Annotated in this window: 14 protein-coding genes; 9 read left to right on the top strand and 5 right to left on the bottom strand. The window is 64.6% G+C overall.

The genetic code is table 11. The annotated features are described in order from the left end of the window. The first annotated feature begins 95 nt into the window (after window positions 1-95). Together I6F37_RS20460 and I6F37_RS20455 are read left to right on the top strand one after the other, a co-directional pair. Window positions 96-938, top strand: coding sequence for a uroporphyrinogen-III synthase (locus I6F37_RS20460; RefSeq protein ID WP_036029887.1), 843 nt, complete (start codon window positions 96-98; stop codon window positions 936-938). A 124-nt stretch (window positions 939-1,062) separates the two neighbouring features. Next, window positions 1,063-2,325, top strand: coding sequence for an MFS transporter (locus I6F37_RS20455; RefSeq protein WP_036015714.1), 1,263 nt, complete (start codon window positions 1,063-1,065; stop codon window positions 2,323-2,325). A 19-nt stretch (window positions 2,326-2,344) separates the two neighbouring features. On the opposite strand, the gene I6F37_RS20450 is transcribed toward I6F37_RS20455, so the two are convergent. The 4 genes from I6F37_RS20450 to I6F37_RS20435 all read right to left on the bottom strand — a co-directional run bounded on the left by I6F37_RS20450 (window position 2,345) and on the right by I6F37_RS20435 (window position 4,446). After that, on the bottom strand, window positions 2,345-2,752 hold the full coding sequence (locus I6F37_RS20450; RefSeq protein WP_036015712.1) for a DoxX family protein: 408 nt from the start codon (window positions 2,750-2,752) through the stop codon (window positions 2,345-2,347). A 3-nt stretch (window positions 2,753-2,755) separates the two neighbouring features. Then, window positions 2,756-2,974, bottom strand: a complete 219-nt coding sequence (locus I6F37_RS20445) for a DUF4287 domain-containing protein (RefSeq protein WP_036015710.1) — start codon at window positions 2,972-2,974, stop codon at window positions 2,756-2,758. Window positions 2,975-3,035: 61 nt separating this feature from the next. Next, complete coding sequence (locus tag I6F37_RS20440) at window positions 3,036-3,650, bottom strand: helix-turn-helix transcriptional regulator (protein WP_157784117.1); 615 nt, start codon at window positions 3,648-3,650, stop codon at window positions 3,036-3,038. Between the two features lie 115 nt (window positions 3,651-3,765). Beyond that, complete coding sequence (locus I6F37_RS20435; protein WP_036015705.1) at window positions 3,766-4,446, bottom strand: Crp/Fnr family transcriptional regulator; 681 nt, start codon at window positions 4,444-4,446, stop codon at window positions 3,766-3,768. 333 nt (window positions 4,447-4,779) lie between these two features. Between I6F37_RS20435 and I6F37_RS20430 the strand changes: the two genes are divergently transcribed. The 6 genes from I6F37_RS20430 to I6F37_RS20405 all read left to right on the top strand — a co-directional run bounded on the left by I6F37_RS20430 (window position 4,780) and on the right by I6F37_RS20405 (window position 11,945). Next, the gene (locus I6F37_RS20430; RefSeq protein WP_036015750.1) at window positions 4,780-5,601 is read left to right on the top strand and encodes an ABC transporter ATP-binding protein; all 822 of its coding nucleotides are present in this window, start codon (window positions 4,780-4,782) and stop codon (window positions 5,599-5,601) included. Then, window positions 5,598-7,529, top strand: a complete 1,932-nt coding sequence (locus I6F37_RS20425; protein WP_036015702.1) for a long-chain fatty acid--CoA ligase — start codon at window positions 5,598-5,600, stop codon at window positions 7,527-7,529. Before I6F37_RS20430 ends, I6F37_RS20425 begins: the two co-directional genes overlap by 4 nt. 118 nt (window positions 7,530-7,647) lie before the next feature. Further along, a complete protein-coding gene (locus I6F37_RS20420; RefSeq protein ID WP_018643253.1) occupies window positions 7,648-8,541 on the top strand; it encodes a branched-chain amino acid ABC transporter permease in 894 nt (297 codons plus the stop codon). Between the two features lie 3 nt (window positions 8,542-8,544). Beyond that, window positions 8,545-9,618 carry a branched-chain amino acid ABC transporter permease gene (locus I6F37_RS20415; protein WP_036015700.1) on the top strand — a complete coding sequence of 358 codons (1,074 nt, stop codon included), beginning with the start codon at window positions 8,545-8,547 and terminating at the stop codon, window positions 9,616-9,618. 42 nt (window positions 9,619-9,660) lie between these two features. Then, window positions 9,661-10,944 carry an ABC transporter substrate-binding protein gene (locus tag I6F37_RS20410; RefSeq protein ID WP_036015698.1) on the top strand — a complete coding sequence of 428 codons (1,284 nt, stop codon included), beginning with the start codon at window positions 9,661-9,663 and terminating at the stop codon, window positions 10,942-10,944. A 161-nt stretch (window positions 10,945-11,105) separates the two neighbouring features. After that, on the top strand, window positions 11,106-11,945 hold the full coding sequence (locus tag I6F37_RS20405) for an ABC transporter ATP-binding protein (protein WP_036015696.1): 840 nt from the start codon (window positions 11,106-11,108) through the stop codon (window positions 11,943-11,945). Window positions 11,946-11,957: 12 nt separating this feature from the next. On the opposite strand, the gene I6F37_RS20400 is transcribed toward I6F37_RS20405, so the two are convergent. Next, window positions 11,958-13,109 carry an AGE family epimerase/isomerase gene (locus I6F37_RS20400; RefSeq protein ID WP_225152457.1) on the bottom strand — a complete coding sequence of 384 codons (1,152 nt, stop codon included), beginning with the start codon at window positions 13,107-13,109 and terminating at the stop codon, window positions 11,958-11,960. An 86-nt stretch (window positions 13,110-13,195) separates the two neighbouring features. On the opposite strand from I6F37_RS20400, the gene I6F37_RS20395 reads away from it, so the two are divergent. Next, entirely contained in the window at window positions 13,196-14,419 is a 1,224-nt protein-coding gene (locus I6F37_RS20395) for a phenylacetate--CoA ligase family protein (protein ID WP_036007382.1), read from the top strand. The last annotated feature ends 198 nt before the right edge of the window (window positions 14,420-14,617 follow it).

The raw sequence follows: 14,617 nt of genomic DNA, 5'->3' as shown, positions 1-14,617 counted from the left end.
TTGCGCCCTGCTCTAGCACCGACCCGCCCTTGCGCCAATCCCAACCGCGGAGTCAGGATGAACGGACAATTGCGAATTCTCAACGGAGCATACCCATGGCCGACCGCTTGAACGGCTACCGCATCCTGATCCTGGAAACGCGCGAGGAGGCGCAGTTTTCCAAGCTTCTGGCCGAGCAAGGCGCCGAGGTCGTGCAATGCCCGATGTTCACCATCCATGATGCGCCGGACCCGGCTCCAGTCGAGGCCTGGATCCGCCGCGCCATCGACAAGCCCTTCGACGATCTCGTGCTGATGACCGGCGAAGGCCTGCGCCGCATCATGAAGCTCGCCCGTGCCCGCGGCCTCGACGCTGCCCTTGTCGCGGCGCTCGCCCAGGCGCGCAAGTTCACCCGAGGCCCGAAGCCGGGCAAGGCGTTGCGCGAGATCGGCCTCGAGACGCAGCAGACCACGGAGAAGCCGACCACCGAAGGCGTGATCGAGATGCTGGCCAGACTCGACCTGAAGGGGCGGCGCCTCGGTCTGCAGCTCTATCCCGACAAGGATCATAGCGCGCTGACCGGCGCGCTGGCCGCGCAAGGCGCCGACGTCGATACGGTGCTGCCCTACGTCTACGATTCCAAGGCTGCCGATGCCAACATCGTCGCCGCCATTGACGACATGGCAGAGGGACGCATCGACTCGATCGCCCTGACCAATCTCGGCCAGGTCCGCCGGCTGATCGAGGTTGCCAAGGCGCGCGGCAGCGAGACGAAGCTGCGCGCAGGTCTCGAACGCACGCTGATCGCATCGGTCGGCCCGGCCGTTTCCGGCGAGCTCGCAGCGCATGGCTTGCGCACGGACGTCTCGCCCGCCGACGAAGCCTATTTCATGCGTCCTCTGATCTCGGCCATGGCAAGTGCGTTGGCCGACAGGAAAGCGGCCAGCGCGGCGAGGTAAGAGCCGAGCGCGGGGGCGGCCTGCGGCGACTGCGATTGACACCGGCATCGCCAGCGTTAGGTTGCGCCACAGCAAGAAGAAACAACAAGGTTAAGGAAATCGCCGTGACACGCGTCATCGCGTCGTGAGCGCCACTGCACGACCTTCGGCGCTCGCGCCATTCCGCATCCGCAACTACCGCTTCCAGTGGCCGTCCGATCTGCTCACCTCCTGGGCCTTCGAGGTCGAGACGCTGGTGCTCGGCTGGTACGTCATCGTCGAGACCGGCTCGGTGCTGCTGCTCACGCTGCTGGCTTCACTCCAGTTCGTCGGAACATTGGTCGCGCCCGTGTTCGGCATGATCGGCGACCGGATCGGTCATCGCGATCTCCTGGTCGTCATGCGCCTTGCGTATACGGCGCTGTCGTCGACCATCATGGTCCTCGCGCTGAGCGGTCATCTGTCGCCGCTGAGCGTCATGATCATCGTCACGATCATGGGCTTGATCCGCCCCTCCGATCTCGGCGTTCGCGGCGCGCTGCTCGCCGATATCATGCCGGCCGAGCAGCTGGTGGGCGCCATCAGTGTTGCGCGCACGACCCAGGACAGCGCGCGCATTGCCGGAGCGTTGACGGGGGCCGGGCTGTTCGCCGTGCTCGGTATCGGCCTCGTTTATGTGGCGATCGCCTGCCTTTACTTCACGGCAGCGCTTCTCATGCTCTGCCTGACCCAGCCGAAAAGGACCGTCACCACGAGCGATCTTCCCGCAAGCAGCCACACCGTTTCGCGGCTGCTTGGCGACCTCAAAGAGGGGATCGTCTATGCCTGGAACGGGCCGGCAATGCGCGCGGCGCTGTGCGTCGCTTTTCTGGCGAATCTCACCGCATTTCCTTTCACGGGCGGATTGTTGCCCTACATCGCGCGGGAGATCTTTCACACTGATCAGACCGGCCTCGGATATCTCTCGGCGAGCTTCGCCGTCGGCTCGCTAATCGGCTCCATCACGCTCAGCCTGGTCAGTGGCGTACGCATTGCCCGGCTCCTGATCGGCGCAACGCTGGCCTGGTACGCCATGCTGCTGGTGTTCGTCGAGGTCAGGACGATGCCGGTGGCGATGGCCTGCCTCGTCCTCGCCGGTATCGCCCAGAGCATGTCGATGATCTCGGCTGCCGTCATCCTGATGCGCACCGCGAGCGCACATCTGCGCGGCCGTGTCATGGGCGTGCGCATGATGGTGATCTATGGCTTGCCGATCGGACTGCTCGCGGCCGGCAGCCTGATCGACGTCATCGGCTATTCCGCGACGGGCTCGCTTTATGCCGGCGCAGGATTCGTCGCGATGGTGGCAATCGCGATCCGCTGGCGCGCCGATCTGTGGCCGGCGCACGCGCCGGCCAATGCGCGATGACGGCGTCGCCGTAACGACGTCAGACCTCCACCGGCGGCGATCTCAGAGGAAGCAACGCCGCCACCCGCGAATCGCGCAAATAGAGACCGCCCCAGGCAAGACCAGCAAGATAGACGCCGAACAGCATATGGCTGAAGAGCGGGTTGCCGACCCGCAAGTGAACAGCCACCGTGCCGCCCATATAGGCGGTCAGCAGGATCGCACCGAGCACGGCCGTTCGCGGGAGGCCGTAGAGCGCGGTGCAGGCCAGCGCCACCACGCCCAGCGCGCGGGCCAGATCGGCCGACGGGGGATAGCCGAGCTCGGCGGTCGCGTTGATCACGACGTCCAGCGGGACGAGCTTCATCCCGGCATCAAACAGCATGAAGGCAATCACGAGCCCGCTCATGACGGAGCCGGCCACATGTCTCGACTTGGACATCGTCATCACCTACGACGCCTTCCCCTTGAGAAGCGCGACGATGGCCATCGCATGGCCATGGCCAAGGCCGAACTCGTCCTTGAGCGCGGCCACGATGGCACCCGCTTTCACGCCGGCCGCCAGTCCCGCTCCGGTCGAAAAACCCCGGTCCTTGCCCCATTTGCGAAATTGGTCCGGGCTTTTGCCGGTCTTGGCCTGGATATTGTCGAGATAGGCCTTGAAACTCACCGCAGCGCTCCTCCGATGTTCGCTCCACCAGCGCGGCCGGAGCGATCCAGGCATATTGCGGTCAGGACGTGGTCGTCTTGTATGAAAACGACAATTGCGGCCGCTCGCGCGAGAGGCGCGCAGGCGTCATGCCGATCAGTTGCCTGACCGAGCGGGTAAGATGGGCCTGATCGAAATAGCCGGCGCCCGATGTCGCGTCGAGAACGGAGCTGCCGCTCACCAGCAAGGCCGCGGCGCGACGCGCCCGCTGGATCTGCTGATGGCTGCTGAACGTCATGCCCGTAACGCGGCGAAAGTGGCGCTGAACCGAACGCCGGCTCATCCAGTCGACGTCGCCGTCGATCGCCGCATCGGTCGCGTGGCTGCGTGCGATGACACCCGCGCGCGCCATGCGAGCGACGAGACTCTCCGCATCGTCGTAGCCTGGAATGTCCCAGCTTAGACCCGAAAACAGAAAACGGCCGTTGAGCAGCACCGGCAACTGCATGTTTTGATGGTCGATCAGTGCGCTCGTCGGTATCTCCGGCAGGTAGGTTCCCAGCCGAAACCGGATCGCGAGCCATTCGCCGTTCGCGGGACATTCGACGAGTGTCCCGCGGGTGACCGGCCCTCGGAGCGTCACCGCCAGAAACTCCGGGAGCCTAGTGACCACAAGCTCGATATTTCCCTCGGCCATCGACAGGAACGAGCCGCCACGCCGGCTCCGGCTGCGCCATACCCGCTCGACGTAAGGCGAGTCCGACGCGCGATGGTCGAACTCTATGAGCACGGAAGCACCGGGAATGCGCAGATCATCGCTCCTCCCCGTAGCTCCCGAGCCGCGCGATATCGAGGATCGTGACCCCGCCATATTCCAGCCGCAGCAGCCCCTCCTTCTCCAGCCGGTTCAGCGCGCGGTTGGCGTTCTGGCGGGACATGCCGGAGAGCGCGCCGATCTCCTCTTGGGTGATCTCCAGATGCGCGGTCGATTCCGGATAGAGGATCGGGTTGAACAGCGAGGCGATGCTGCGGGCGAGGCGCGCGGTGGCATCGAGCGTGCGGTTGACCTCGAGCATGCCGATGAACTGGCCCAGCCGCTCGTTGAGCTGGCGCACCAGGAAGCGGTTGAAGCCGACGCTGTTCTCGAACAGCCACATGAAGGCGCTGCGTTCCATCAGCGCGATGCGGCTGTCGCGCAGCGCGACCACGTCGTAGCGGCGCGGCTCGTTCTTGAGCACGCTGCCCTCGCCGAACCAGGCCCCTGCCGTCAGCCCGGCAAGGCTGGTCTCCTTGCCGTCGCGCGAGACCCCGCCCATACGGGCAAGGCCGCCCACCATGCCGGCCCAATAGGCAAAAATATCACCGCGCATGAACACGCTCTCGCCGGTGCCGTAGGACCGTTCCGTGATTCCGGCGCGCGCAACCTCGATCTCGGCTGGTGTGAGCTCACGCGACCAGGCGGCAATGCGCTTCAGATGATCCTCTGAAATCATGATCTCGAAGCCAGCCGCACCGTTCTGTCACCCCATGCTCCTGTTGCACTGCAACAGAATCGCTTCGGTCATCCATCCGACGAAAGATGAAGACCCGCTCGGCCCGACAACTTTGTCGCAGAATTGTCAGGCCGGAGACATTTCAAAATAGCGCTTTCCCCTATTGAGGACCACCTCGGGCGATGCGGCTTTTGATCCCTCACGGGAACGAAGGTGGCGCCGGTGCGGTCGAGACCAATAGCTGCATGGTCTGGCCGGCACGACCGTACTAGGATCGCCTGACAGGAACGGAAGAGCGCCAATCAAGCGCCATCACCGGGAGGGATTCGTTTGGTGGCTACCAGTCTCGAAGTGCGCGGCGTGTCCTTACGATTCGGCGGCGTCCGCGCGCTGACCGACGTCAGCTTCGCCATCAGGGAAGGCGAGCTGTTCTCGATCATCGGCCCCAACGGCGCCGGCAAGACCTCGATCGTGAACTGTATTTCCGGTCGCTATAAGCCGACCGAAGGCCAGCTGTTCTATCAGGACCGCGACATCACCGGCTTGACGCCGAATGCCCGCGCCTCACTCGGCGTCGGCCGCACCTTCCAGAATCTCGCGCTATTCCACCACATGAGCGTGCTCGACAACATCATGGTCGGCCGCCATCACCTCTTGAAGAACAATTTCCTCACGGGCTCGCTGTACTGGCTCACCGGCGCGCGCAAGGAGGAGCTCGAGCACCGTCGCAAGGTGGAAGAGATCATCGACTTCCTCGATCTGCAGCCGGTGCGCAAGGCCACCGCCGGCACCCTCCCCTACGGCCTGCGCAAGCGCGTGGAGCTCGCCCGCGCTATGGCGCTGGAGCCGCGCCTGATCCTCCTCGACGAACCGATGGCCGGCATGAATTTCGAGGAGAAGGAAGACATGGCCCGCTACATCGTCGATCTCAACGAGGAGTTCGGGATGACGGTGGTGATGATCGAGCACGACATGGGCGTGGTGATGGATATCTCGCATCGCGTCATGGTGCTGGATTTCGGCAAGAAGATCGCCGAGGGCGATCCGGCGACAGTGCTCGCCGATCCTCACGTCAGGCGCGCCTATCTCGGCGAGGAGGACGAGGTGCTGGTCGATGCGGATGATGCGTCTCCGGCGCAGGAGAGCGCGGCATGATGGATTATGCAGGCCGCGTCGCGCAGGCCGACACCTATCCGAAGATGCTCCGGCTCAATGCCAGGGAGCACGGCAACGAGATCGCGATGCGCGAGAAGGATCTCGGGCTCTGGCGCATCTTCACCTGGAACGACTATCAGTCGCGCGTGCGCGACTTCGCGCTCGGGCTCGTCGAACTCGGGCTCGGCCGTGGCGATGTTATCGGCATTATCGGCGACAATCGGCCAGACTGGGTCGCGGCGGAAGTGGCGACACACGCCATTGGCGGCCTCAGCCTCGGGCTCTATCGCGACGTGCTGGACGAGGAAGCCTCCTATCTCCTCAACTATGGCGAGGCGCAGCTGGTCTTCGCCGAGGACGAGGAGCAAGTCGACAAGCTGCTCATCCTCGCCGAGCGCGTGCCGAAGCTGAAGCACATCATCTATTCCGATCCGCGCGGGATGCGAAAATACGACGACCCGCGCCTGATGTCGGCGGAGAAGCTTGCCGCGCTCGGCCGTGCCCGCGCCGCGCGCGAGCCGGAGCTCTACGACAAGCTGGTCGATGCCACCCAGGGCGAGGACGTCGCGATCCTCTGCACCACGTCCGGCACCACCTCGCATCCGAAACTCGCGATGCTCGCCGCCGGCCGCGTGCTCGGCCATTGCGCGACCTATCTCGCCTTCGACCCTAAGGGTCCCGACGACGAATATGTCTCGGTGCTGCCGCTGCCCTGGATCATGGAACAGGTCTACGTGCTCGGCAAAGGTCTGCTCTGCCGGATGAAGATCAATTTCGTCGAAGAGCCCGACACGATGATGAATGATCTGCGCGAGATCGCACCGACCTTCGTACTGTTCGCCCCTCGGGTCTGGGAATCCATTGCCGCCGACGTCCGTGCCAGGGTGATGGACGCAACGCCCTTCAAGCAGCGCCTGTTCGACATCGGCATGAAGTCGGGCCTCGCCGCGCTGGAACAGGGCAAACGCTCCGGCTTTGCCGATGCGATCCTGTTTCGCGCGCTGCGCGATCGCCTCGGCTTCACCCGGTTGCGCTCGGCCGCGACCGGCGGTGCGGCGCTCGGGCCTGACACCTTCAAGTTCTTCCAGGCCATGGGCGTGCCGCTGCGCACGCTCTACGGTCAGACCGAGCTGCTCGGGGCCTACACGCTGCATCCCGAGGGCAAGGTCGATCCTGATACCACCGGCGTACCGATGGCCGACAATGTCGAGATCCGTATCGACAATGCCGACGTCCACGGCGTCGGCGAGATCGTCGTGCGGCACCCCAACATGTTCCTCGGCTACTACAAGAACCCCGAGGCCAGCGTCGCCGACATCAAGGACGGCTGGATGTGCTCGGGCGACGCCGGCTATTTCAACGCCAACCACCAGCTCGTCGTGATCGACCGCATCAAGGATCTCGCCGAGACCTCCCGCGGCGAGCGCTTCTCGCCGCAATTCATCGAGAACAAGCTGAAATTCTCGCCCTATATCGCCGAAGCTGTGGTGCTTGGGGCCGGCCGCGACGCGCTCGCGGCAATGATCTGCATCCGCTACTCCATCATCTCGAAATGGGCGGAAAAGAACCGCCTCTCCTTCACGACCTACAGCGACCTCGCCTCACGGCCGGAGGTCTACGCGCTGCTGCAGAAGGAGGTCGAGACCGTCAACGCCACGCTGCCGCCGGCCCAGCGCATCTCGCGCTTCCTGCTGCTCTACAAGGAGCTCGACGCCGACGACGGCGAGCTCACCCGGACGCGAAAGGTGCGCCGCGGCGTCATCAACGAGAAATACGCCGGCATCATCGATGCCATCTACCGCGGCGATTCCGACATCCCCGTCGACACCGTGATCCGCTTCCAGGACGGCACCACGCAGCGGGTGCGAACGACGCTGCGCGTGGTGGACCTCGGCGGGCACGGGCACATGGCGGAGGCTGCGGAGTGATACAGATCCTCGTCATGCGCGGGCTTGACCCGCACATCCATCCTCTTCCGAACAGTCTTCCTTCCTCATCGATGGATTGCCGGGTCAAGCCCGGCAATGACGGGCTGAGTCACCCAACATGAACACCGCCTTCCTCATCCAGCTCCTGGTCAACGGCCTCGTGGTCGGCACGCTCTATGGCGTAGTCGCGATGTCGTTCGTGCTGATCTACAAGGCGACGCAGGTCGTCAACTTCGCGCAAGGTGAATTGCTGCTGGTCGGCGCCTGGGTGTGCTGGGCCTTGCTGGCGAAATACCAGGTGCCGTTCTGGATCGGCATGCCGATCACGCTGGTGTTCATGTTCGTGTTCGGCATCGCGGTGCAGGTGCTGATCCTGCGGCCGATGATCGGCGAGCCCATCATCTCGGTGATCATGGTGACGATCGGCCTCTCCACCGTGCTGCAGGCGACGCTGAAATGGATGTTCGGCGTCAATCCGCAGCCGTTCCCGCGCGTGTTCGAGAGCCAGTCGGTCAGCCTGTTCGGACTGCAGATCCAGACCGTCTACGTCATGAGCCTCGTGGTGTCGGTCGCGATGATGATCGGCATGGCCTGGTTCTTCCGCGCGTCGAAGTACGGCCTTGCGATGCGCGCCACCGCGTTCAACCAGCAGGTGGCGCAGTCGCTCGGCATTTCCGTCAAGAGCGTGTTCGCGATGGCCTGGGCGATCTCGGCGACCGTCTCGGCGGTCGCCGGCGTCGTCGTCGCCGTCGTCAATGGCGTGTCCTCGGGCCTTGCTGCCTACGGCATCAAGGTGTTTCCGGCGGCGATCCTCGGCGGGCTCGATTCCGTCGGCGGCGCGGTGCTCGGCGGCATCATCATCGGGCTTTTGGAGAACGTCGCCCAATATGTCGACAGCGAGTATCTGCACTGGGGCAATCTCTACGAGATCGCGCCGTTCTACGTTCTCATCATCGTGCTGATGATCAAGCCCTACGGCCTGTTCGGCACCCACGACATCGAGCGGATCTGATCCATGGCCGGCCCTGCCCTCATTCCCGCTGGTGATTTCCGCACCACTTACGCCGCGGACACCACGATCTTCCCGACCACCACCAGCCGCAACTTCGCGATTCTGGGCGTCGCGCTGCTCTGCCTCGCGCCGCAACTCTTCAGCGGCTACTGGCTCAGCATTCTGATCCAGATCGGCATCTTCTCGATCGCGGCGCTCGGCCTCAATATCCTGGTCGGCTTCACCGGCCAGATCTCGATCGGACACGCGGCCTTCTTCCTGCTCGGCGCCTTCACCTCGGCCTACATCTCCAATAATGCGCCGATCCCGGTGTTCTTCGCGATCCCGCTCGCGGGACTCGTGACGGCGCTGGTTGGGTTGATCTTCGGCATCCCCGCGGCGCGGCTGAAGGGACTCTACCTCGTCATTGCAACGCTGGCCGCTCAATACATCCTGCTCGACTTCTTCTCGCGCGCCGAGTGGTTCTCCGGCGGCTCGGTGCCGGCGAGCGCCGAGCCGTTCTCGATCTTCGGCTACACGCTGCGGGGCGACAGGCAATATTTCTACGTCGTGCTGGCCTATGTGCTCTTGAGCTACATCCTCGTCACCAACCTGATGCGCACGCGCGATGGCCGCGCGCTGGTGGCGATCCGCGACCATTATCTCTCCGCCGAGATCATGGGCATCAACCTCACCAGGTACCGCACGCTGTCGTTCGGTCTCGCCGCCTTCTTCGCCGGCATCGCGGGCGCGCTCTACGCGCACTATCAGCTCGTGGTCTCCCAGGAAGGCTTCGGCATCGAGCGCTCAATACTGTTCCTGGCCATGATCATCATCGGCGGCACCGGCTCGATCATGGGCACGCTGATGGGCACCGCCTTCGTGGTGCTGCTGCCCGAGGCGATGGAGTTCATCAGCCATCATTTGAAGGGCGGCGCGATCGACAAGGCGCTCTCGCTTAACACCAACATCACCTTTCTGCGCGAGATCGCGATCGGGGTGATCATCATCGCATTCCTGATGTTCGAGCCCGATGGGCTCGCGCATCGCTGGCGACAGATCAAGGCGTATTGGAAACTCTACCCGTTCTCGCATTGAGCACGGCTACTTCACTTAAACGATAACAGGAGGAACCAACCCATGAAGACCAAATCGCTTTTAAGCACCGCGTCGCTCGCGTTTGCGATCGCTGGTTTTGCGGCCAGTGCGCAGGCCCAGATCGCCGTCGGCCATCTCGCCGACTACTCCGGTGCGACGTCGGACGTTGGCACGCCCTACGGCCAAGCCGTCGCCGACACCTTTGCCTGGATCAACAAGAACGGCGGTATCGGCGGCAAGCAGGTCAACCTCGATACCAACGACTACGGCTATCAGGTGCCGCGCGCGATCGCGCTCTACAAGAAGTGGTCGGCGCCGGATGGCAAGGTTGCAACGATCATGGGCTGGGGTACCGCAGATACCGAAGCGCTGACCGGCTTTGTTGCGCAGGACAAGATTCCCTATATCTCCGCCTCCTACGCGGCGGCGCTGACCGATCCGGAAGGCGTGAGCGGCAAGGCCAAACCCGCGCCCTACAACTTCTTCTACGGCCCGAGCTATTCGGACGCGATGCGGGCATTGGTGACCTGGGCGGCGGAAGACTGGAAGGCCAAGGGCAAGAGCGGTAAGCCGAAATTCGTCCATATGGGCGGCAATCATCCGTACCCGAACGCGCCGAAGGCCGCCGGCGAGGCGATCGCCAATGAGCTCGGCTTCGAAGTGCTGCCGCCGATCGTGTTCGCGCTGACGCCCGGCGATTACTCCGCGCAATGCCTCAGCCTGAAGAGCTCCGGCGCCAACTATGCCTATCTCGGCAACACCGCAGCCTCGAACATCTCCGTGCTCAAGGCCTGCAAGACCGCCGGCGTGGACGTGCAGTTCCTCGGCAATGTCTGGGGCATGGACGAGAACGCCGCCAAGACCGCGGCTGACGCCGCCGACGGCGTCGTCTTCCCGCTACGCACGGCCGTAACCTGGGGCGGCAACGCGCCAGGCATGAAGACGGTGATGGAAATCTCGAAAATATCGGATGCAAGCGGCAAGGCCTATCGCCCGGTGCACTATATCGCAGGCGTCTGTAGCGCTCTCTACGCCAGGGAAGCGCTCGACTGGGCCGCCAAGAACGGAGGTGCCACCGGTGAGAACGTCGCCAAGGGCTTCTACCAGAAGAAGGACTGGGTGCCGGCCGGCATGGACGGCGTCTGCAATCCCTCGACCTGGACCAACAAGGACCATCGCGGCACCCTCAAGGTCGATCTCTATCGCACCAAGGTCTCCGGTTCGACCAATGCCGACCTGAACGACCTGATGGCCAACGGCACGATCAAGCTCGAGAAGGTCAAGACCGTCGAGCTGCCGCGCAAGCCGGAATGGCTGGGGTGGTGAGCCCTGCTTTCACCACGCGAACACTGTCATCCCTCGCGTCGTGCGCAATTGCGCACCCGGGCGGGGGATCCAGTACGCTGCGGCTTCTCGATGAATCTCAGGCGCCTCTGGAATACTGGGTCGCCCGGTCAAGCCGGGCGACGACAGCGGAGTTTTGAAGCATGACCGACACCCTCGAAGCATCCCGCGCCAAGCCAACCGCCATGGCACCCGCTCCCCTCCTCGCCGTGCGCAACATCGAGGTCGTCTATGACGATGTGATCCTGGTGCTGCGCGGCCTCAGCCTCGACGTGCCCAAGGGCGCGATCGTGGCGCTGCTCGGGGCCAACGGCGCCGGCAAGTCGACGACGCTCAAGGCAATCTCGGGGCTGCTCAAGACCGAGGACGGCGAGGTGACGCGCGGCGAGATCCTGTTCGAGGGCGAGCGGATCAACGGCATCGATCCCGACAAGATCGTCCGCCGCGGCATCTTCCAGGTGATGGAGGGCCGGCGCATCGTCGCCGACATGACCTCGCTCGAGAATCTCAAGCTCGGCGCCTTCACGCGCCGGGACCGCGAGGTCGACGCCGACCTCGACATGGTCTTCAGCTATTTCCCGCGCTTGAAGGAGCGCACCGGCCTTGCCGGTTATCTCTCCGGCGGAGAGCAGCAGATGCTCGCAATCGGCCGCGCGCTGATGGCGCGCCCGAAAATGATCCTGATGGACGAGCCTTCGATGGGCCTCTCGCCGCTGCTGGTGAAAGAGGTGTTCTCGATCATCCAGAAGATCAACCGCGATCTCGGCGTCACCATCCTCCTGGTCGAGCAGAATGCGCGCGCGGCGCTCTCCGTGGCGAGCCACGGCTACATCATGGAGCAGGGCAAGGTCGTGCTCGACGGCAGCGCCGACGCATTGCGTGACAATGAGGACGTCAAGGAATTCTACCTCGGCGGCGCCGGCGACCAGCGCAAGAGCTTCAAGAACCTCAAGAGCTTCAAGCGGCGCAAGCGCTGGCTGTGATCCACAAGGAGCCTAGCCGAGCACCTGCTCGGCTTCCGTGACCGCGCAGAGAACATGATAGAACGACGACGCAGGAATGGTGTCGATCAGCGATTTGCCGTCGCGATCGAACTGGTCGTACCAGCCGCCCTTGACGGGATGGCTGAGATAATGCCGTTCGAGCCGCACCAGCGCCGCGCGCGCCTCGTCCGCCGCACCCGCCTCGCCGGATTCGGCCTGCGCGATCCACGCCTTCGCGATCTCGGTTTGCGGCCACAGCCGGCGCGTGCTGCGGCGGATGCTGCCGCTTGCATCGCCCTCGTCGACGAGGCAGCCCGTCGCCTCGTCACGATAGCGCAGCGAGGTCTCCAGCAATTCCGCACGCCGCTGGCTGGTCGGGCATCCCGTGATGCGTTCAAAACTCTTCAGCAGCCAGACCCATTCCGCCTGGTGACCCGGCTCGACGCTGACCGGCTCGATCTTCGACCAGTCCTCCTCGAAATATTCCGACAATACGTGCCTCTGCTTGTCGTAGAGGTTGGCGAGGAACAATGCGAAGAATTCTCCGGCACGGTTCTGGAACGACAGATCGTGGGTCGCCTCGAAGCACGCGATCATCGCCTCGAACAGATGCATATGCGGGTTCTGCCGGCGCGGCAGCGAGACCGGAAGGCCTTCGTGAACGCCGCCATGCGGCGAGCGCAGGTGTCCGTCGAGGAAGGCGAGCAGCGCATCGATCTCGGCGCGGACCTGCGTATCCTGGTCGAGCGCATAGACGCTGGCGAGCGCAAACAGGATGAAGGCGTGGTCATAAGCATCACGCCGGGCATCCAGCACCGATCCGTCCGGCGTCAGCCGGTGCACATAGCCAGGCCGGCCATCGGGCGCCTTCGCTTTGGCCAGCAGGTGCTCCAGCCCCTTCAGCGCAATCGCGCGCCCCTCGGGATACCAGCCCATCTGTGCCGCCTTGGCGTAGCACCAGATCTGGCGGGCCTGCACGAACACGCGCCGGGGCGCGGCGGCATCCGCCGCACCGTCGCGGTGCAGCCGGTCGATGAAGCCGCCTGCGGCGTGATCCCAGCCGACCGTCGACCACAGCGGCAGCGCCTCGTCGATCATACGGCGCTTCAGGCGCGCAACGACGTTCGACGCCTCGTCCGCCGCAATGATTCCTTCGTCCGCCATCGGGTCCCTTTCAAGCCTCGCCACTGGCGGTCTGATAGCCATGCCGGTGGCGGCGCGCAACGGATGCCAACACGGAAAGAACAGCCATGACCGCCCATTACGACGCCCGCGAGACGCGTGAGCAAGCCGCGCGCGAGGCCGACCTGTTCGCCCGCCTGCCGGAGGTGCTGCGAGCCGCGATGGCCGCCCCGGCCTATGCCGAGCGGCTGAAAGGCTTCGATCCCGCCGCCGTGACCTCCAGGGCGGCTCTGGCGGATTTGCCGGTGTTGCGCAAGTCGGAACTGCCCGCCCTGCACAAGGCCTCCGCGCCCTTCGGAGGCTTCGTGGCGGCGGCGCCTGGCTCGTTCGCCCGCCTGTTCACCTCCCCCGGTCCGATCTTCGAGCCGGAAGGGCGACAAGCCGATCCCTGGCGCGGCGCAAGGGCGCTGTTCGCAGCCGGGTTCCGCCCCGACGACATCGTCCTCAATACCTTCAGCTACCATCTCACCCCCGGGGGATTCATCTTCGATGCGTCGGCGCGGGCGCTAGGGTGCGCGGTGATCCCCGCCGGCCCCGGCAACACAGAGCAGCAGTTCGAGCTGATCGAGGCCTACCGGCCGGTCGGCTACAGCGGCACGCCGGACTTCTTGAAGATCCTGCTCGATGCCGCCGCAAGCTCGGGGCGTGACGTTTCCTCGATCAAGCGCGCGCTGGTCTCGGGCGCAGCGTTTCCGCCCTCGCTGCAGGCCGAGATCAAGGGGCGCGGCATCGATGCCTACCAGGCCTTCGGTACCGCCGATCTCGGCCTCATCGCCTTCGAGACCGAGGCCCGCGAAGGCATGGTCGTGAACGAGGACCTGATCCTGGAGATCGTCAAGCCCGGCACTGGCGATCCGGTCGCACCAGGTGACGTCGGCGAGATTGTCGTGACTTCGCTCGACCCGCACCATCCCTGGATCCGGCTCGCGCTCGGCGACCTCACCGCGGCCCTGCCCGGCACGAGCCCGTGCGGGCGCACCAACATGCGCATCAAGGGCTGGATGGGCCGCGCCGACCAGACCACCAAGATCAAGGGCATGTTCGTCCGTCCCGAGCAGATCGCCGAGATCGGCAAGCGCCACGCGGGGCTCGGAAGACTTCGCCTCATCGTCACGCGCCAAGGCGAGACCGACGCCATGACGTTGAGAGCGGAAGCCACGACTGCTGGCGACTCGCTCCGCGACGAGATCGCGGCGAGCTTGCGCGCCGTCACGAAGCTCGGCGGAGCCGTCGAGCTGGTCGGTCCCGGCACGCTGCCGAATGACGGCAAGATCATCGTGGACGAGCGCTAACGTCCGTTCGATTTCGACAGCAGGTCATTGCCGGGGCTGAGCACATCCCTCCGCGAATGCGGGAGCGCGGAACGAACTCGCGGCACGACGAAGATGACGAGCGTAGAGCCCGACCTTCGGGCCATGGCTGCGATGCCGCCGGGCGCAGGAACCTTGCATCGTCCGGGCTGCTCCCGTATTACCAGACCACGCTGCGAT

The sequence above is a fragment of the Bradyrhizobium sp. NBAIM08 genome (assembly GCF_020193935.1).
Taxonomy (GTDB): Bacteria; Pseudomonadota; Alphaproteobacteria; order Rhizobiales; family Xanthobacteraceae; genus Bradyrhizobium; species Bradyrhizobium yuanmingense.
Note: the sequence above shows the minus strand (reverse complement) of the source record. Positions and strands in the feature narration are given on the sequence as shown.